We start from the raw sequence: 16,910 nt of genomic DNA on the forward strand, positions 1-16,910 counted from the left end.
GCACCGTGCACGTCAAAGAGCGCTGCGTGTCCCCAGCTCCTCCCGCACCGATCAACTGCCGGCGTCAGGGGGTGACGATCTTCAACGCGCTGCCGTACTCACTGCCCAAACTTTCTTGCAAAGCCATGTGCAGGAACCCCAGATGTTCGAGCTGCTGTGCGCGACGCAGGGGCCCGGCGTCGACAGCACGCAGGCCGGCCGACTCCACAAGCCGGATCACCTTTTCCTTCGCGTCCTGGTCGTCACCAGCGACGAGGACGTCGAGCTGCTGCCCGGCGACCTCGCCGCTGGACAGGGTGCCGGCGAATGTGGTGTTGAATGCCTTGACCACCGGAACGCCCTCGGGCAGCCTCGCCGCTATCTCTTGCGCAGCCGATGAGTCGGACGGGGTCACCAGACGGTCGAACGAAGCCCAGTCCACGGGGTTGGTGATGTCGACGACCACCTTGCCGGTCAAGTCGTTCCCACGTTGTGCAACGAAGTCCAGAGCGCCGTCGTACGGCGTCGCCAGCACCACGACTTCACCCTCAACGGTGTCGTCCACACCGCCACCGGTGACCCCATCGCCGAGCTCATCGGCGAGGCCCGTGGCGTGCTCGGCTGTGGGGGCCAGGACCTGCAACCGATTCTCCTGACCTGCGAGCCGAGCACCGATAGCACGACCCATGTTGCCTGCGCCGACAATCGTCACCTTCACCATCATTCACACTCCTCGGCCGGGATCCACGGCGCCGCCATCGACGTCCTGACCTCCTCAGGTTCCCTCTGACCGGCGACGGCAATCCCACCGCCCGCGAATCGCGCTACAGCTACGTCGACGACAGTCAACACCCGCCAGTCCGCCAGCGTGGTGAAGTCGCCCTGGGCCTATAGCGTCGACGAGCCCTCACCCAACTGCTCGAAGTACTGGCCCGGCAGCAACGCGGTCGGAATCGGTGGACGCGCCTGGGTCGAAGCCCATGCCGACCGTGGTGCCGTGCGTGGTGCGAAGTCCTCAGCACCCAAGAAAACTTCAGGTCAGGCACCACATGACTTGGGGCTCTCTCTGCTCTCGATCCGTCGAAGAGCCCGAACCGAGCACGTCCTAAGCACGGCACAACGCGTCCCACCGGCACCCAGATGGCGACGACTGTAGCCGCGCCGTTGACCGACAGCGCGACGTTGTAGCGGATCCAAGAGTTCGACCAGCCCACGGATCCGGTGATGACCGGGCGGCACGTCGTCACTTGGAGAGCTCGAGACGTTCGGAGGTGGGACTCTCGCTGTCGATCCAGGCACCGGGGTCGCCGCACCGGCGATGAGCCGGGTGTCGCTGGGCGAGCTCTGCGGTGTTCCGCAACTGCGCTTCTGAGGCAAGTCCGGTCGATTCATTTCGTTTAGGGGTTGATCGCTTCCGTGCTTGAAGTGAATTTTGCATATTTCGAGTTCACGGGCGCCAATGAGTCTCATCGCCCACGGCTGACAAGCCTGGCCCGAGATTGCGGTGGTTAGGGCTCGGGGTTCGCACCCATTGGGGGAAGCTCCCGTGCGACGCCCTAGCCGTCGCCCCCTCCGCCGTGACCGCCACCATCCGAGCCGTGCCCGCCGCCGTCCGAGCCGTGGCCCCCTCCGTCGTGACCGCCATGTCCGCCGACACCGTCGTGACCGTCGTGACCGCCGTGGCCCCCGCCCCAACTGTCGCCCCAGGCACCGTGGCCGCCTGCCTGGCCGTCGAAGCCAGACATCGGAATGAAGCTCGCGCCTTCCCCACTGCTGGCGAAGTAGCCCTGACCATAGGGCGCGAAGGCCCGGCCGGCCTCCCAGTACGGCACCTGACGGGACCCCAGCTGTACATAGCGGATCTCGGGCTGGTCGCCGGAGCCGACGCGGGCGGCGTCCTGGGCGCAGGCAGGGACGGTGCGGGTGCCGTGCTTCGGCCGGGTCCACACCACATCGGTGGACGAGGGACCGTGCTGGGGATTGAAGAAACAAGGTACGCGCCGCACGGGTACGGCGAGTCCAGCGGCCCGGGCACGGACACAGGTGATGGCGTAGCGTCCACTGGCCAACGTGTCGGTGATCGTGCTGATCGCCTCGCCGGTCCTCAGGTTCTTGACGGTCAGCTGGGCGGAATCGTAGGCGTCGAGTGCCGATTGGTAGTCGCGTCGGGTCGCGGCGTCGAGCTCGCGGCCGGCCACATCCACCCCAAGTCGCGACAACTCCTCGCCGAGCAAGGTGACGTCCTCGTCGGCGACCTTCCTGATCTGGTCCAGATCGGCGGCATCCTCACGCCGCGACGCGCGACGATCCCGCAGACGCCGAGCGGCGAGCGCGACACCGCCGCCGAGCACTGCGAACAGCAACCACTCCATTCCTTGACGGTACGCCTGAAACGTCCGACCGGCGGGACGACGGAGCGGCCGTCTTCACGGGAGGAACGGCGGGAGCCCCATCTACTGGTCGGTGCGCGGGAGGCCGCCTGGCGACGCGCAACCACTGAGCGGACCAACCAGTAGGGCGCCAACTCGCGCTACGTCGGCGGGCGGCGTGAGTGGCTGAAGGTGAAGCGCACAGACACCGTCGAGGCTGGGGAAGACGTCGGCGGAGCTGAAAAGCTTGTAGACAGGGAATCTCGCCTTTGTGGAACGCCTCTCGGAGCAGGCTCGGCTCTCGTTTTCGAGCTGCCGATTCGGGGTGCGGGGGTGGTGTGGCGTGACTCAGCGGTTGACGTAGCTCATGTGGGTGGAGTTGTAGCGATCGCCGTGCACGCCGACACGTTGGGCGAGGGTGTCGAGTTCGGCGTGCTCGTCTGCGGACAGAGCGACCGTAGTGGCCGCGGCGTTCTCGCGGATGCGAGAGGTGCGGCGGGTGCCGGGGATGGGCACGATCCACGGCTGCTGGGCGAGCAGCCAGGCCAGGGCGATCTGTCCGGGAGAGACGTCTTTGGCGTCGGCGAGCGTCTTGACGTGGTCGACGAGGCCTTGGTTGGCGGCGAGGTTGTCGGCCTCGAAGCGTGGAACGCGATGGCGGATGTCGGCGTCGGTGAAGGTGGTGGCGGTGTCGACGGTGCCGGTGAGGAAGCCCTTACCGAGCGGGCTGAAGGGGACGAACCCGATACCGAGTTCGGCCAGGGTGGGCAAGACCTCGTCTTCGGGGTCGCGGGTCCACAGGGAGTACTCGCTCTGCACGGCAGTGAGGGGCTGGACGGCGTGCGCGGCACGGATCGTGGCCGCGGCCGGCTCGGAGAGTCCGAAGTGGCGGACCTTGCCTGCGGTGATGAGTTCGCCCACGGTGCCGGCGACGTCCTCGATCGGTACGTCGGGATCGACGCGGTGCTGGTAGAACAGGTCGATCCGATCGGTGCGCAACCTGGTGAGCGACTCCTCGGCGACGCGGCGGATCTGCTCGGGTCTGCTGTTCAGCCCGACGCTCTGCCCGCCTTGGATGTCCCAGCCGAACTTGGTGGCGATGGTGACCTGGTCGCGGATCGGTGCGAGGGCCTCGCCGACCAACTCTTCGTTGTCGTACGGGCCGTACGACTCGGCGGTGTCGTAGAAGGTGACGCCATGGTCGACGGCCGAGCGCAGGACGGCGATCATCTCGTCGCGGTCGCCGGGATTGGGGCCGTAGCTTTGGGACATGCCCATGGCGCCCAGCCCGACGGCCGAGACCTCGAGACCTTGTCCGAGGGTTCTGGTGTGCATGGTCAGGCCTCCGTTGTGGCGTGGTGGGCGCGGGTGTAGTCGTCGTCGGTGACGTGCTCGAGCCAGGTGGTCGTGGTGGAGGGGTCGTCGGTGTTCTCGAGCATCGCGAGGTGCTGCATGAAGTCGGCCGAAGTCGCGCCGTGCCAGTGCTCCTCCCCGGGCGGGGTGTAGATCGTCTGACCTGGGGTGGCGCGGACGACGGCACCGTCGCGGGTGCCGATGAGCGCGACACCGTCGGTGATGTGCAGGGTCTGGCCGTTGGCATGGGAATGCCAGGCGGTGCGGGCGCCGGGCGCGAAGCGCACGTGCGCGACGACCATGCGCTGGTCGGGTTGCTGGGGAGCGGCGATCGCGTCGACCCACACGTCGCCGGTGAACTGGGCGGGCGGGTTCTTCGCGGTCGCGGCCCGGGGGAGGATCTTCATGGTCGGGTCTCCTTCTCGATCTGGCCGGCCGGCTGGTGTGCAGGAGCCTGCGTGGTCGCTGTTGCGGCCCAGCTCGCCAGCAGGCGCAGGCGGTCCTCGCTGGGTGACCCGGGCTCGGCGGTGTAGATGAGGAAGGACAACCCCGGCTCGGCGGTGAGCTCCATCCCCTCGTAGGTCAGGGTCAGGTCACCGACGACGTGGTGGTGGAAACCCTTCGTGCCGCTGCCGTGACGGCGGACGTCGTGCGCGCCCCACCGGGTCCGGAATGCGTCGCTGCGGGTGGACAGCTCGCCGATCAGGTCGTGCAACTGCTTGTCGCCGGGGTCACGACCGGCTTCGGTGCGCAGGATCGACACGGTGACGTCAGCGGCGGCGTTCCAGTCAGGATAGAACTCCTTGGCGCGGTCGTCGAGGAAGCAGAATCGGGCGAGGTTGCCGCGCCCGCGCCCGTCGAAGACCTGGTCGTAGAACGCTCGTCCCAGAGCGTTGGTGGCCAGGATGTCCATGCGTCCGTTGCGGACGAACGCGGGCCCGTTCGTGATCACGTCCAGCGCCCGGGTCAGGCTCTCCCGGGCTGTCCAGGTTTTGGGCTTGCGACGGCGTACCGGGACAGCCGCACCTGCGGCGACGCGGGCGAGGGCGAAGAGGTGCTCGCGCTCGGCGTCGTCGAGCTGCAGCGCACGCGCGATCGAGTCGAGCACGGTGTCCGAGACACCGGTGAGGTTGCCACGCTCGATCCTCGAGTAGTACTCGACGCTCACGTCTGCAAGCGTCGCGACTTCGCTGCGCCGCAGCCCCGCCACCCGGCGGTGGCCGCCGCCGACCGCGGGCAAGCCCGCGTCCTCGGGGCTCAGCTTGGCACGGCGCGTCATCAGGAACTCGCGTACCTCGCTCCGGTTGTCCATGCCCTCGACGCTACGACGAAGGCTCTGCCTGAGGGACGCCCTGACAGAACACCTTTCGTTGGTGACTCCCACCTCCCGAGGCAGAGCACAGCTTCGGCCTTCTTGTCGGCATCGTTTCCAGGCAGCCCCGGTTCGATGGCCAGTGCAACACGCCGTACGACGGCCAGGATTTCGCCACCGGGACGGCTGGAGAGCCACATCTTGTCGGTTCGGGTCGCTAGCGTTCAGAGGTATGAAATACGGATTCGTGATGGCGCTGGGCGATGCGCGCGACGCGGCCGAGTTGGCCGTGATCGCGGAGGAGCACGGCTGGGACGGGTTCTTCGTCTGGGAGTCGATCTGGGGGATCGACGCCTGGGTGATGCTCGGGGCGGCCGCGATGACGACGGAGCGGATCCGGCTGGGGACGATGCTCACCCCGCTTCCGCGCCGGAAGCCGTGGGACGTCGCGGGGCAGGTCTCGACCGTCGACAACCTGAGCAACGGGCGGGTGATCCTGTCCGTCGGGTTGGGGGTGACGGGGGAGGACCGGTTCTGGCTGTTTGAGGAGGACCCGGGGCGGAAAGTGCGCGCGGAGCTCATGGACGAGTCGCTCGAGATGTTGCCGTACCTGTGGCGCGACGAGCCCTTCGAGTACTCCGGGAAGCACTACACCGCGCGCAGGATCCCGGAGCTGGTGCCGCCGGCGCCGCCGCCACCGGTGCAGCAGCCGCGGGTCCCGACCTGGGTCGTCGGCGGCTGGCCGCGACCGAAGTCGATGCGCCGGGCGGCGTTGCAGGACGGTTGGCTGCCGGCGTACGTCGGCGACGGCGAGGTGACGCCCGAGGTTGTCGCGCAGGGTGTCGAGTGGATCCGGGAGGAGCGCGAGAGACACGGCCTGACGATGGACGGGTACGACGTGGCTGCCGAAGGCATGACCCATGCCGACGATCCCAAGGCGGCGGAGACGGTCCGTCCGTGGGCCGACGCGGGTGCCACGTGGTGGATCGACGCCGACTGGTCCTCGATGGACCCGGCCGCCGTCCGTCAGGCCGCCGAACGGCGCCTCAAGGCAGGACCGCCCCGCGTCGACTAGGTTCGTCGAAGTGCGGCGGCGTGTAAATCCTGGGATGGTCCTCAAACGGCGAGTCGTAGCCGTGGGGTTGAGCCACGGCCTCGATTCACCGGCTGGTCAGGCCGTGACGGTCAGCTGATCGACGGCGAGGTGGTGTCCGTCGGTGCACTCGGCAACGATTTCGACCGGTTTGCCGCAGTCGTCGTGGGACAGCGTGATCGTCTGGGCCGCAGGCTGGTGCCGATTGCTCCACTGGGCGAGGCCGAAGACGACGGGCATCAGGTCGGTGCCGCTGGCGGTCAGGTGGTACTCGAACCTGCGACGCTGACCTGGTTCCTGGTAGGGCACCTTCGTGAGAACGCCCACCTCGACCAGCGACTTCAGCCGGCCGGCCGTCGTGGCTTCCGTGAGGCCGGTTCGATCGACGAAGTCGTCGAAGCGGGTCGCTCCGTAGTACGCCTCGCGGAGCAGCAGGACGGCTGACCTGGTGCCGACGGCCTGCATGGCCACGTTGATCGGGCATCGGTCACCCAGCGGTTCGGATCCGCGGTCCGCGAGACGGCCGGCGAGATGTGCGGTCATAGGTGCAGTGTAGTGACTGACTTCAGATCGGTATGGTCAGCTACGGGCCGCGGATCCGCGATCATGCCGGTACGTCGGCCCGGTGCGGGGCGCGATGAGCCGTGCTGGAAAGCCTCGTCGCCCGCTTGATCCGTTGCTGGCCGAGGAGGCTGATCAAGGCGAGCAGGATCGTGACGCCGGTGTACCAGGTGACGGTCGGGATCTCGCCGAGGACGCTGGTCAGCTGGCCGGCGATGACCACCGGGACGCCGAGCCCGACGTAGGCGATGAGATAGACACCGCCGACCACACCGGCACGCTGGTCGGCCTTGGCCAACGGGAAGACGAGCGCCAGCGCCGCGGTGAACGAAGCGCCGAACCCGACACCGGCCAGCGCCTGCCCGACGATCATCACCGCGAGGCTGCCGGCCAGGACGCCGGTGATGATGCCGGCCGCGCCGACGATCGATGCGTAGATGCCGATCGTCATCGCGCGCCGGGAGTCGACCTTGCCGAGTGCGAAGCCGATCAGGAACGACGCGGTCTGCGGGACGAAGCCGGCGACGCCGTTCATCAGGCCGCTGTCGATGTGGAAGACGCTGCGGACCATGCTCGGTGCGAGGCCGCCGGACAGGCCGGCCAGCATCCACACCGCGGCGACGACGGGGGTCGAGGCGGCGAACTCGGCGCGGGTGGCCGCCGGGAACGAGATCCTCGGGATCATCGAGTGCAGTGCTCCCGGCGTACGGCGGACCGTCTCGGGAGACAACGCGACGACGCCGAAGCCGAGCACGGTCAGCGTGGTGAGCACGACGAAGATCAGCGTGTTCGCCTCGTCGGTCAGCTGGATCGCGAGGCCGGCCAGCAAGGAGCCGAAGCCGAGTCCACCGGTCAGCCCGGCGCTGCCCAGGATGACGCCGAGGCCCTTGCGGTGCGCGGGGGCGATCTCGACCAGGGCCGCCGTGAAGGCGGTCGTGGCCGCGCCGGCCGCGACGCCCTGCACGGTCCGGCCGGCGATCACCCAGTCGACGTTCTGGGCGAACAGGAACAGCAGGTTCGACACCACCTGGACGACGAGCGCGCCGAGCAGGACCGGACGCCGGCCGAGGTGGTCGGACAGCGACCCGACCGTCAGGACCGCGGCGAGGAAGCCGGCGGCGTACACGGCGAACGCCAGCGTGAGCAGCTGCGGTGCGAAGTTCCACTCGTCGCGGTACTCGACGAGCATCGGGGTGAGCGATCCGGCCGCGAGGTTCAGGCTCGTGAACGTGACCGCCACGCCCGCCAGCGCGACGCCGGTGGGCAGGGTCCAGCGGGTGGATCGGGGTGAGGTGGACATCGGGACTCCTTGCTGGGACCGGACTGCTAGTCGGTGATGAGGACCACGCCGGTCGGCGCGTCCAGGGCCTTCACCGTCAGTTCGGCGGCGCGGTCGAGGTGGACCCGCGGTTCGGCGGGCACGTTCTCGGGGTTGTAGGTGCCGGGGCCGTAGAACTGCCCATAGCTGAGGACGACGCCGCCCTCGGCGAGCACCGACTTCTCCAGTTCGGCGACGGCCAGCGCGTCCGGTCCGTCCGGCAGCTGCCAGGCGACGGTCTGGGCCAGGATCTTCGGCGACCCGCTCTGCCGGGCGGCCTCGATCAGGTTCTGGTTGCCCTCGGTGCGGATCCGGGCGTTGAGCTCGGCGTGCGCGCCGATGTCGGACAGGTCGTCGGGCAGGTCGGTCAGCTCGTTCAGTACGACGTCCGGCCGGAACTCCTTGACCGCCAGGATCAGCGCGTCCCGGTCGAACACGTCGCACACGATCGGCTCTGCGCCGAGCTCCTTCAGCAGCCCGGCCTTGCTCTGCGAGCGGGTCATCCCGCCGACCACGTGCCCGGCGCCGACCAGCAGGGGAACCAGGCGCTGCCCGATCACACCGGACGCTCCGGCCAGAAAGATTCTCATCGTTCAGTCACTCCTTCAGGGGGTGGTCATTATCTGGATGTATAACGTCCAGAATCCTGACTGTAGAAGCTGACTATCGTTAAGTCAAGTCAGCGATCCCGAGACTCGCGGGTGTCTCGGATGGGCCGGGAGGCTAACCGCACAAGGCCTTGAAGGCCGCTTCGGCGATGGTTGCCGTCTGCTGCAACGCCTCACGGCCGACTCCGGCTGCGGCGTGGACGGCCTGACCTTCCGAGATGACCATGAGAAAGCGGGCCAGTGCGTCGGGGTCGGCCTCCGCGGACAGATCTCTGTCCTGGATCGCGCGCCGGAAGCGGTCGGCGAACGCCTTCTCGCCGGCGAGCCGGCTGGCGGCCAGGAACTGCGCGACGTCCTGGTTCTCCGTGCTGCACGACAAGCCGCCCTGGATCGACAGGCATCCCAGCGGCTTGTCGTCGCGCGTCAAGGCGATCACGTTGTCGTTCAGGAACCGGTGGACGACGCCGAGTGCGGTGGGCTCGGCGAGCGCCGCCTGCGCGTAGGCCATCTCGTGCTCGGCGTAGTGCGCGACGACCCGGCGGAAGAGATCCGCCTTGCCGCCGTAGACGGCATACAGGCTGGGCTTGTTGACGCCCATCGCGGACGTCAGGTCGGTGACTGACGTGCCCTCGTAGCCCTGCCGCCAGAACACCTCGACGGCGCGCTCGAGCGCCTCGTCCTCGTCGAACGTGCGGGGTCGTCCTCCGGGCATCTCGCCACCTCCGCTGTCGAGGATACCTGGTTCTGAACCGTCCGGTTAAAAATTTTGCGTGAACGCTCAACTGCTGTTACGTTGAGTTTAGAACCGAACGGTTAGAAACTTGGAGGCCAAGGGATGAGCGGCAGCGCGGAGCAGACCGGGAACTGGTGGCGGGGACGGGCGTTGGGCCCCGTGGGCGTCTGGAGCATGGAACTGCGGAACGCCGCGCGGCCAGGTGTTGCCGACGCGGTGGGCGAACTCGCCGACCGAGGGCTCACAGCGCTGTGGATCCCCGGACTGGATGGCAACGGCGTCTTCGAGGACACCGGCGCACTGCTGTCGGCGGCGCCCGGGATGCACGTCGTACTCGGTGTGCTCGGGATCTGGCGGCAGAAGGCCGCGGCCGTGTCGGCCCGGGTGCGAGAGCTCGACGCCCGGTACGGCGAGCGCACCGTCGTCGGATTCGGCGTGAGCGACCGCAACGCCGCCGCGGCCGCCGGTCAGACCTTCGACAACCCGGTAGGCGCCGTCAGCAACTATCTCGACGAGGTCGACCTGAACCACCAGCGGTTGCTCCTCGGCGCACTCGGTCCGCGGATGGCGACGCTCGCCGCGGAGCGCACCGCCGGCATCCATCCGTTCCTGGTCAGCCCCGACTACACCGCCACGATGCGCGCCAGGCTGGGAACCGAAGCGATCATCGCCCCGCACCAGGCGGTCGTCTTCAGTGCCGATGCCGACCAAGCCCGCACGATCGCCCGCGACCAGGTCGGCATGTTCATCGGCTTCGATGCCTACCGCAACAATTTGCGCCGGCTCGGCTGGACCGGCGAGGACCTCGTCCCCGGCGGGAGCGACCGGCTGATCGACGCCCTGGTCGCCTGGGGCGACGACGACGCCGTACGACGTCGGCTGCAGGAGCAGCTCGACGCGGGCGCCGACCAGGTCGCCGTCCACGTGCTCTCGACGACGCCCGGCGGTGCGCTTCCGCAGCAGGAATGGCGTCGCCTGGCCGACCTGGCCACCGAACTCAACTGACACACACCCCCACAAGACAAGGGAAACTCTCATGGGACAGCTGGACAACAAGGTCGCACTCGTCACCGGTGCGACCAGCGGTATCGGCCTGGCCTCGGCCAAGCGTCTGGCGGTCGAAGGTGCCCACGTCTTCGTCACCGGTCGCCGCAAGCCCGAACTGGACGCCGCCGTCGCCGAGATCAAGGCCGCCGCCGGCGACCGCGTCACCGGTGTCACGAGCGACATCAGCAACCTCGGCGACCTGGACGCGCTCTTCGAGACCATCAAGCAGTTCGGGCGCGGCCTCGACGTCCTGCACGCCAACGCGGGCGGCGGAGAGTTCACCGCACTGGAGGCGATCACCCCCGAGCAGTTCGACACCACCTTCGGGATCAACGTGCGCGGCACGCTGTTCACCGTGCAGAAGGCGCTCCCGCTGCTGAACAAGGGTGCGTCGATCGTTCTGCCCGGCTCGACAGCGGCAACTAACGGCACCCCGGCTTTCAGCGTGTACGCCGCGTCGAAGGCCGCCATCCGGTCGTTCGGCCGGGTCTGGGCCGCCGAGCTGGCGCCGCGCGGCATCCGGGTGAACACCATCGTCCCCGGCCCGGTCAACACCCCGGGCCTGGCCGAACTGGCGCCGACCCCCGAGGACGCTCCGGGCCTGCTCGACATGATCGCCTCCGGCGTCCCGATGGGCCGCCTCGGCGAGCCCGACGAGATCGCCAACGCGGTCCTGTTCCTGGCCTCCGGCCAGAGCAGCTTCATGACCGGCGGCGAGATCTTCGTCGACGGCGGCGCCGAGCAGATCTGACCACACCGCTGCACTCAGGAACTCCGGTCGGGCCTGCCCGGAGGTCCTGAGCTCAGTCAGCGGAGTTCACGCCTGACCGACGAATCACGTCGAGGGGATCGGCCAGTGACACCGAGGCGGAGCGTTTCGTCGGGCGGGGGACGGGCACGGGAGAGCCAGGGACGACGTGGCGGCGACCGTCGGTGCGCGTTCCGGGCAAGCACACTCCAGGAGGCGTGCGATGGGTATCGGTGTCGGAGTCTTTCTGCTCGCGGTGGGCGGGATCCTGGCCTTCGCGGTGACGGACCGGATCAGCGGTGTCGATCTGACGGCGGTCGGCTACATTCTGATGGGTGCGGGCGCGCTCGGCCTCGTGCTGGCGATCTTCCTGTCCAGCCGCGGACGGACCAGTCACACTGTGGTGCGTGAAGAGCGGTTGAACGACCCCCGCGACCCGAGGCTGTGATTCCTTGAGGCGACGGGGCTACAGGGTCGCGATCGCGGTCACGCCGAGGGCGACGCCGACGACGTAGGTGCCGGTGGCGCCGAGAGCGCGGAGAGGGCCGTACGCGGCGAGGGTTTTCGCGGTGAGCATGCCGGCGGCGTGCACGGCGCGGACGAGCAGCGCCGCGACGGCCAGGGCGTCGACCCACCAGCTCGTTGAGAGTGCGGAGCAGACCAGCAGCAGAACGATCATCGTCGGGATGTACTCGGCGGCGTTGCCGTGAGCTCGTACGGCGATCAGCAGTGGGGCGGCAGGATCGGTCGGCAGCTGGTTGCCGCCCTGCTTGCCGGTGATCGCCCGCTGGCGGGTGACGTTGGCGCCCAGGAGGAACAGCAGGATGCCCATCAGGGCGACGCAGACGATGGTGACGGTGCTCATGTTCATGTGAGGACTCCCAGGGTTGATTCGGTCAGGCGTCGGACCATGGCGAGGCTGAGTTCGGTGCCGAGCAGGGCGTCCGTCTTGTGCATGCCGCCGGGGCAGGTCACGTTGACCTCGATCAGTCGGCCGGCGATGACGTCCAGGCCGGCGATCGCGATGCCGTGACGGCGCAGGTGCGGACGGAGTGCGGCGACGATCGCCCGGTCGTCGTCGTCGATCTCCGCGACCGCGACCGGCGGGCCGATCCGGAAGTCGTCGACCGACGGCCGGCGCAGTACGGCGCCGACGATCTCCGCGTCGAGCAGGAACAGGCGCTTGTTGCCGTCCTCGACGGTGGGCAGGTACTGCTGGGCGATCACCTGGCGGCGACCGCCGTGGGTGGCGGACTCGAGCAGCGCGATCGCGGCATGGTCGTCGCCGACCAGCCAGACGTCGAGCCCGGCGAAGCCGTCGACGGGCTTGACCACCGCCGTACCGACTGCGGCGACGAAGTCGCGGAGGTCGGGAAGCGCGGCGCCGACGTACGTCGGTGGGCACAGTTCGGGGAAGTGCAGCGCGATGAGCTTCTCGTGCATCGCACGGATTCCTTCGGGCCGGTTGATCACGCGGGTGCCCGCCGCCTCGACCAGGTCGAGCATGTACGTCGTGTGCAGGTAACGCTGGTCGACCGGCGGGTCGATGCGCAGGTGGACCAGGTCGACGCCCGCGACGTCGATGACGGCGCGGTCGCGCTCGTCCCACCAGGCCGAATCGACGATCCAGCGATGGTCGCCGCCCGACGGGCGTCGGGGTCGCAGCCGGATGCGGCGGGCGTGAGCACGCACTCGGCCGTCCACGACGGCGAGCTCTTCGGGTTGGCAGCACCAGATGTCGAGGCCGAGATCCTGGGTCGCGCTCATCAGGCCGATGGTGGCGTCGATGTCGCCTTGCAGGCCGTTGAGCGGGTCGGTGACGAACAGGACGGCGCTCATGCGACCAGATCCTTGACCTGCGCCAGTTCGCGGCCGCGTTCGGCGATGGCCAAGTCTCCTGCGGCGGCGGCTCGCCAGTGCTCGGCCAGGTGGGGGACTTCGGGTTCGAGGGTGCGGAGCGTTCGGCGGCGCAGTTCGTCGTCGTACAAGAGGTTCTCGAGTGCCTCGACCACGAGTCCGAGGCCGGCCGGTTCCTGCGCGTCGAGGAAGCGGACTTCGAGATAGGTCGTGCGCGGCCGTACGGGCGGGAACAGTGTGGTCAGGTGCTCGGCCGGGTCGCCGGAGGTGAAGACCGCGGCGCCCGCCGCGAAGGCGGTGTACGCCGCGATCGGGTCGTCGCCGAGCACCAGTCGCTCGTCGAATCCGGTCCGGGCGGGGTCGACCTCGAGCCAGGTGCTGAGTCTGCCGCGCGGGCCGGCGCTCCTCGCGAAGGCCGCGGCCAAGAACGGTCCGGCGAGGTTGAGGATCCGCCACTGCTCGGCGCCTGCGGGGCCGGGCCACCAGTCCAGGCAGACCTGGGTGGAGGCGGTTCGGCGCATCATCCGTCGGCCCGCGGGGCCGATGGTGTCGAAGTGGCGTTGCATGGCGGCGTACCGGGGAGCTGTCAGCTGCAACGGGACCTGTGATTCTGGGCGTGGGTCACAGGGGACTGCGTCGATGCGGATCCCGGCCGCGGTGAGGTGGCACCGGAGGTCGTCGGTCACGTCGCTGGCGAGGCGCGTCAGGGCGGTCGCTCCGGACGCGCAGGGAAGGCTCAGTTCGAGCTGACCGCCGGGTTCGAAGCCGAGGTACGGCGCGGCGGCCGTCGTACGGGCTGCTCGGCGGACTCGCTCGATCGGCACGGCCGCGCCCGTGGCGACGTCGGCGACGACGAACTCTTGTTCCACTGCGACCCGAGTGCGCCGGCGGGATGGGGCGAACAAGCCGGTGACCAGCGGGCGGAGCGTCTTGGGATCCATGGTTCCCCCTGATACTGTAAGGATTCCTGTCGAAATATTGGAAGGAATCCTTACGGATGTCAAGGGCTGAGTTGCCCCGGCCGGACCGCAAGCCGATCATCGCGCTGGTGGACCGGGCGAATCGGGCGCTGCAGGCGGACATGGTGCGGACCGCGCACCGGCGCGGTCACCACGAGGTGAAACCCGCCCACAACTCCGTCTTCGCCACCCTGGCGGCCGAGGGCTCGCGCGCCGCGGACATGGCCGTCCGGGCCGGGATCACCCGGCAGTCGATGGGGGAGGTGATCCGTGACATGGTCGCCCTCGGCCTGCTCGAGATGCGCCCGGATCCCGCGGACCGGCGGGCCAAGCTGGTCACGTACACCGAGCACGGCCGCCGGCTCGCCGGGCACGGGTACGAGCACCTGATCGAGCTCGACGAGCGGTTCGCCGACGAGATCGGCCGATCGGAGTACGACACCGCACGCGACGTGCTCGCGCGGATCGCCGTACTGCTGGAACGCTGGGAAGCCGACGAGTCCGCCTCCGCCGATCCGGCCCGGATCAACTCGCGTTGACCCGGGCCGGACGGTCGCGGCGGTCAGCTCACGGGTAGCTCACCACGTTGACCGGGACGGTGCCGGGTGGCGTCACCGCGCCGGTGTCGTTGATGACGTGGGTGATCGTGCCCTGGTAGTTCAGGGACACCGTGCACAGGCTGTGGAAGCGGACTCCTGCGTTGTTCGGCGCCTCGAACGCGTTGTAGGCGCTGACCGAGGGATTGACGTTGAAGAAGTTGTAGCTGCCCAGCCCCCAGGCCTCGTGCGAGGTGACGTTGTCGGCGACCTTGTACGCCGCGTAGCCGTTGCGGCCGCTCGGCCGGTTCCAGCTCGACTGGTTCGGTACGTCGTACGGCATCTCGTTCTGGAAGAAGATCGTCCGGCCGCCCTGGCCGTTCCAGATCACCTGGGTCTTCTGGTAGTGCTCGACGAACAGGCCGGTGGCCAGCACGTTGTTGCCGTTGACAATCAATCCGGTGTCGCCGGTGGCCTGCGTCCAGCCCCAGGTGCCCGCGTTGCCGTGGTCGGCGCGCCAGGCCCAGATGTGGTCGATGATCGTGTTGTGGCTGTTCACGATCAGGCTCGTCGTCGCGTGGCCGGCGATCGAGCCGCCGATACGGAAGAACACGTCCTGCAGCGTCGTCGGATTCGCCGCGTGGTTGGCGGACGAGCCCGACGGGCCGACGGTCAGCAGGGCCGCGGAGTTCGTCGTTCCGGCATCGAACAGCAGGCCCTTGATCCGTACGCCGTCGACGTCGGCGACCTGCATCGCGTTGACGCCGTTGTCCGGGATCAGCGTCGGGTAGCCGATGCCGAGCACGACGGTGTTGGCCCTGGTCACGTTGAGGGTCTGGTTGAGGTGGTAGACGCCCGGCGTGAAGAACAGGTTGCAGCCCGAGGCCAGTGCCGAGTTGATGGTCGACGCGGTGTCGCCGGCCTTGACGACGTAGAACTGACTCATCGGGATCGACGTACCGGGCGTGGAGCCGTTGGCCCAGCTCGCGCCGGAGGCGTTGGTGCGCAGGGCGGGGGTGAACACGCGGTACTTGCCCGCGCTGTCGAGGTACAGGTACGGCACGTCCCGCGAGACCGGCGTGGTGGCGAGAGTGGTCTCCGGCGGGTTCGGGAAGGTGGTCGGCGGGGCGCCCGGCGTACCGGAGAAGACCATGTTCCAGACGCCACCGGCCCAGCTGCCGAGGTTGCTGTCCCGGGTGTACCACTGCTGCTGCGAGATGGACGCGGTCTGCCCGGACACCTTGGAGTCGGCGATGTAGCCGCCGCTGGCGAAGCCGTAGCTGGCCGGGTAGAGCTGCAGGTTGCCGCGGATGTCCATCCGGCGGAACGGCGCCGCCTGCGCGACGGCCCAGCGGTTGGAGCCGCCGATCGGGTTCACGGCCAGGTTCTCCGCGGACCGCCAGAAGTTCTGCAGCGCGACGCCCTGGTCGGACTCGTTGAACGCGTCGACCGTGACGGCGCCGTTGATGACCACGTCGCCGGGATTCTGGCCGAGGCCGGCGACCGAGGTGTAGTAGCCGACGTCGTCGTGCACGCTGTACGCGCCGGGCTTGAACAGGTGCGCGACCCGCCGGTTCGCCATCTGCGCGGTCAGGGTGTCCTTCTGCGCGGCGAAGTCGGCGTCGAGCTGCGCCTGGATGGAGGCGGACGACATGCTCGGATCGAAGATGCGCGTGTTGGGTCCGAAGTTCGGGACGTCCGGCTGCGTCGTACAACTCACCGGGGTGGTGCCGATCGTGTACGTCGCACTGGCGGTCGCGGAGTTCGCGAGGCCGGCCTTGAGGCCGATCGCGGTGATCGTCCGCGTGGTCGGGACGCTGATCGGTCCGCTGTACAGCGTCGACGACGCCGTCGGCGTGGAGCCGTCGACCGTGTACCGAATCGTGGAGCCCGCGGTCGTGGTCGAGATCGTCACCGTCTGCGCGGTCGAGTAAGTGCCGCCGGCCGGGGAGAAGGTGGGCGTCGCGACAGCCGGCATGGTCGAGCCACCGTGGGTGTAGCTGAAGTGCGGGGTGTCGTACTGCGGACCGCTCTTCTCGTACGTGAACCAGTAGTCGATGACGGTCCCCGAGGACAGTCCGCTGACGGTCTTGCGCCAGGTCCCGCCGCTGAGCTCCATCCGGAAGTTCTGCTGCCCCTGGCCTGCGACGACGTAGTGGACGTCGACGTACGCCGCCGCCGTGGTTGGGGTGAAGGCGATCTGGGCTTGGGTTGCGCTGAGCGAGGTGGCCGCCTGCGTGTAGTCGTCGGCCGCCGTCGCCACGCCACCCACCAGGAGGGTCGAGCACACGGCCAGGACCAGCGCGACGACGGCAGCACGCCAGCCGGGACGTCGTCGGCGATTTCTTTCTGGACTCCGTAACACGGGGACACCTCCGGGGCGGAAGAGGGCGGAAGAACCTGAGGTGTGAGAGCGCTCTCACATCGCGGACTGTAA

General features: G+C 68.7%; 18 protein-coding genes. 5 read left to right on the forward strand and 13 right to left on the reverse strand.

Features of this window, described 5'->3' with window-relative positions; translation table 11 throughout:
• Nucleotides 1–64: 64 nt before the first annotated feature.
• The 5 genes from ABD235_RS38275 to ABD235_RS38295 form a co-directional block, all read right to left on the reverse strand.
• Entirely contained in the window at nt 65–703 is a 639-nt protein-coding gene (locus ABD235_RS38275) for an NADPH-dependent F420 reductase (protein WP_344183349.1), read from the reverse strand.
• Between the two features lie 832 nt (nt 704–1,535).
• The gene (locus ABD235_RS38280) at nt 1,536–2,351 is read right to left on the reverse strand and encodes a hypothetical protein (RefSeq protein ID WP_344183351.1); all 816 of its coding nucleotides are present in this window, start codon (nt 2,349–2,351) and stop codon (nt 1,536–1,538) included.
• 345 nt (nt 2,352–2,696) lie between these two features.
• Nucleotides 2,697–3,683 carry an aldo/keto reductase gene (locus tag ABD235_RS38285; protein WP_344183353.1) on the reverse strand — a complete coding sequence of 329 codons (987 nt, stop codon included), beginning with the start codon at nt 3,681–3,683 and terminating at the stop codon, nt 2,697–2,699.
• Nucleotides 3,684–3,685: 2 nt separating this feature from the next.
• Nucleotides 3,686–4,108, reverse strand: a complete 423-nt coding sequence (locus ABD235_RS38290; RefSeq protein WP_344183355.1) for a (R)-mandelonitrile lyase — start codon at nt 4,106–4,108, stop codon at nt 3,686–3,688.
• Nucleotides 4,105–5,013 carry a helix-turn-helix transcriptional regulator gene (locus tag ABD235_RS38295; RefSeq protein ID WP_344183357.1) on the reverse strand — a complete coding sequence of 303 codons (909 nt, stop codon included), beginning with the start codon at nt 5,011–5,013 and terminating at the stop codon, nt 4,105–4,107. The genes ABD235_RS38290 and ABD235_RS38295 overlap by 4 nt, the downstream gene beginning before the upstream one ends.
• A gap of 232 nt (nt 5,014–5,245) precedes the next feature.
• On the opposite strand from ABD235_RS38295, the gene ABD235_RS38300 reads away from it, so the two are divergent.
• Nucleotides 5,246–6,088, forward strand: coding sequence for an LLM class flavin-dependent oxidoreductase (locus ABD235_RS38300; protein ID WP_344183359.1), 843 nt, complete (start codon nt 5,246–5,248; stop codon nt 6,086–6,088).
• Nucleotides 6,089–6,184: 96 nt separating this feature from the next.
• Here the strand turns inward: ABD235_RS38300 and ABD235_RS38305 are convergent, their stop codons facing one another.
• From ABD235_RS38305 to ABD235_RS38320, 4 genes are all read right to left on the reverse strand, one after another.
• Nucleotides 6,185–6,649 (reverse strand): winged helix-turn-helix transcriptional regulator, encoded by a 465-nt coding sequence (locus ABD235_RS38305; protein ID WP_344183361.1) that lies wholly within the window; start codon nt 6,647–6,649, stop codon nt 6,185–6,187.
• A 61-nt stretch (nt 6,650–6,710) separates the two neighbouring features.
• Nucleotides 6,711–7,967, reverse strand: a complete 1,257-nt coding sequence (locus ABD235_RS38310; RefSeq protein WP_344183363.1) for an MFS transporter — start codon at nt 7,965–7,967, stop codon at nt 6,711–6,713.
• A 26-nt stretch (nt 7,968–7,993) separates the two neighbouring features.
• The gene (locus ABD235_RS38315) at nt 7,994–8,575 is read right to left on the reverse strand and encodes an SDR family oxidoreductase (protein ID WP_344183365.1); all 582 of its coding nucleotides are present in this window, start codon (nt 8,573–8,575) and stop codon (nt 7,994–7,996) included.
• Between the two features lie 133 nt (nt 8,576–8,708).
• Complete coding sequence (locus ABD235_RS38320) at nt 8,709–9,305, reverse strand: TetR/AcrR family transcriptional regulator (protein WP_344183367.1); 597 nt, start codon at nt 9,303–9,305, stop codon at nt 8,709–8,711.
• A 123-nt stretch (nt 9,306–9,428) separates the two neighbouring features.
• Here ABD235_RS38320 and ABD235_RS38325 point away from each other — a divergent pair, with 123 nt between their 5' ends.
• The 3 genes from ABD235_RS38325 (at nt 9,429) to ABD235_RS38335 (ending at nt 11,569) form a co-directional block, all read left to right on the forward strand.
• On the forward strand, nt 9,429–10,331 hold the full coding sequence (locus tag ABD235_RS38325; RefSeq protein WP_344183369.1) for a TIGR03620 family F420-dependent LLM class oxidoreductase: 903 nt from the start codon (nt 9,429–9,431) through the stop codon (nt 10,329–10,331).
• 31 nt (nt 10,332–10,362) lie between these two features.
• Nucleotides 10,363–11,124 carry an SDR family NAD(P)-dependent oxidoreductase gene (locus ABD235_RS38330; protein ID WP_344183370.1) on the forward strand — a complete coding sequence of 254 codons (762 nt, stop codon included), beginning with the start codon at nt 10,363–10,365 and terminating at the stop codon, nt 11,122–11,124.
• Between the two features lie 220 nt (nt 11,125–11,344).
• On the forward strand, nt 11,345–11,569 hold the full coding sequence (locus tag ABD235_RS38335) for a DUF6458 family protein (RefSeq protein WP_344183372.1): 225 nt from the start codon (nt 11,345–11,347) through the stop codon (nt 11,567–11,569).
• Nucleotides 11,570–11,587: 18 nt separating this feature from the next.
• On the opposite strand, the gene ABD235_RS38340 is transcribed toward ABD235_RS38335, so the two are convergent.
• The 3 genes from ABD235_RS38340 to ABD235_RS38350 are packed head-to-tail and all read right to left on the reverse strand — an operon-like array spanning nt 11,588 to nt 13,919.
• Nucleotides 11,588–11,992, reverse strand: coding sequence for an MAPEG family protein (locus tag ABD235_RS38340; protein WP_344183374.1), 405 nt, complete (start codon nt 11,990–11,992; stop codon nt 11,588–11,590).
• Nucleotides 11,989–12,960 carry an ATP-grasp domain-containing protein gene (locus ABD235_RS38345; protein ID WP_344183376.1) on the reverse strand — a complete coding sequence of 324 codons (972 nt, stop codon included), beginning with the start codon at nt 12,958–12,960 and terminating at the stop codon, nt 11,989–11,991. The genes ABD235_RS38340 and ABD235_RS38345 overlap by 4 nt, the downstream gene beginning before the upstream one ends.
• Entirely contained in the window at nt 12,957–13,919 is a 963-nt protein-coding gene (locus tag ABD235_RS38350; protein WP_344183378.1) for a glutamate-cysteine ligase family protein, read from the reverse strand. Before ABD235_RS38350 ends, ABD235_RS38345 begins: the two co-directional genes overlap by 4 nt.
• Nucleotides 13,920–13,975: 56 nt before the next feature.
• On the opposite strand from ABD235_RS38350, the gene ABD235_RS38355 reads away from it, so the two are divergent.
• Nucleotides 13,976–14,476, forward strand: a complete 501-nt coding sequence (locus tag ABD235_RS38355; protein ID WP_344183380.1) for a MarR family winged helix-turn-helix transcriptional regulator — start codon at nt 13,976–13,978, stop codon at nt 14,474–14,476.
• A 28-nt stretch (nt 14,477–14,504) separates the two neighbouring features.
• On the opposite strand, the gene ABD235_RS38360 is transcribed toward ABD235_RS38355, so the two are convergent.
• Nucleotides 14,505–16,838 (reverse strand): chitobiase/beta-hexosaminidase C-terminal domain-containing protein, encoded by a 2,334-nt coding sequence (locus ABD235_RS38360; RefSeq protein ID WP_344183381.1) that lies wholly within the window; start codon nt 16,836–16,838, stop codon nt 14,505–14,507.
• Between the last annotated feature and the right edge of the window lie 72 nt (nt 16,839–16,910).

Source organism: Kribbella lupini (assembly GCF_039529595.1).
In the GTDB taxonomy this organism is placed as follows: domain Bacteria; phylum Actinomycetota; class Actinomycetes; order Propionibacteriales; family Kribbellaceae; genus Kribbella; species Kribbella lupini.

Bases quoted from the DNA above. Each gene is read 5' to 3' on its own strand.
- ABD235_RS38335 (WP_344183372.1), top strand. From the start codon at position 11,345: ATGGGTATCGGTGTCGGAGTCTTTCTGCTCGCGGTGGGCGGGATCCTG.
- ABD235_RS38285 (WP_344183353.1), bottom strand. From the start codon at position 3,683: ATGCACACCAGAACCCTCGGACAAGGTCTCGAGGTCTCGGCCGTCGGG.
- ABD235_RS38290 (WP_344183355.1), bottom strand. From the start codon at position 4,108: ATGAAGATCCTCCCCCGGGCCGCGACCGCGAAGAACCCGCCCGCCCAG.
- ABD235_RS38345 (WP_344183376.1), bottom strand. From the start codon at position 12,960: ATGAGCGCCGTCCTGTTCGTCACCGACCCGCTCAACGGCCTGCAAGGC.
- ABD235_RS38320 (WP_344183367.1), bottom strand. From the start codon at position 9,305: ATGCCCGGAGGACGACCCCGCACGTTCGACGAGGACGAGGCGCTCGAG.
- ABD235_RS38355 (WP_344183380.1), top strand. From the start codon at position 13,976: ATGTCAAGGGCTGAGTTGCCCCGGCCGGACCGCAAGCCGATCATCGCG.
- ABD235_RS38275 (WP_344183349.1), bottom strand. From the start codon at position 703: ATGATGGTGAAGGTGACGATTGTCGGCGCAGGCAACATGGGTCGTGCT.
- ABD235_RS38310 (WP_344183363.1), bottom strand. From the start codon at position 7,967: ATGTCCACCTCACCCCGATCCACCCGCTGGACCCTGCCCACCGGCGTC.
- ABD235_RS38350 (WP_344183378.1), bottom strand. From the start codon at position 13,919: ATGGATCCCAAGACGCTCCGCCCGCTGGTCACCGGCTTGTTCGCCCCA.
- ABD235_RS38295 (WP_344183357.1), bottom strand. From the start codon at position 5,013: ATGGACAACCGGAGCGAGGTACGCGAGTTCCTGATGACGCGCCGTGCC.
- ABD235_RS38330 (WP_344183370.1), top strand. From the start codon at position 10,363: ATGGGACAGCTGGACAACAAGGTCGCACTCGTCACCGGTGCGACCAGC.
- ABD235_RS38300 (WP_344183359.1), top strand. From the start codon at position 5,246: ATGAAATACGGATTCGTGATGGCGCTGGGCGATGCGCGCGACGCGGCC.
- ABD235_RS38305 (WP_344183361.1), bottom strand. From the start codon at position 6,649: ATGACCGCACATCTCGCCGGCCGTCTCGCGGACCGCGGATCCGAACCG.
- ABD235_RS38340 (WP_344183374.1), bottom strand. From the start codon at position 11,992: ATGAACATGAGCACCGTCACCATCGTCTGCGTCGCCCTGATGGGCATC.
- ABD235_RS38280 (WP_344183351.1), bottom strand. From the start codon at position 2,351: ATGGAGTGGTTGCTGTTCGCAGTGCTCGGCGGCGGTGTCGCGCTCGCC.
- ABD235_RS38325 (WP_344183369.1), top strand. From the start codon at position 9,429: ATGAGCGGCAGCGCGGAGCAGACCGGGAACTGGTGGCGGGGACGGGCG.
- ABD235_RS38315 (WP_344183365.1), bottom strand. From the start codon at position 8,575: ATGAGAATCTTTCTGGCCGGAGCGTCCGGTGTGATCGGGCAGCGCCTG.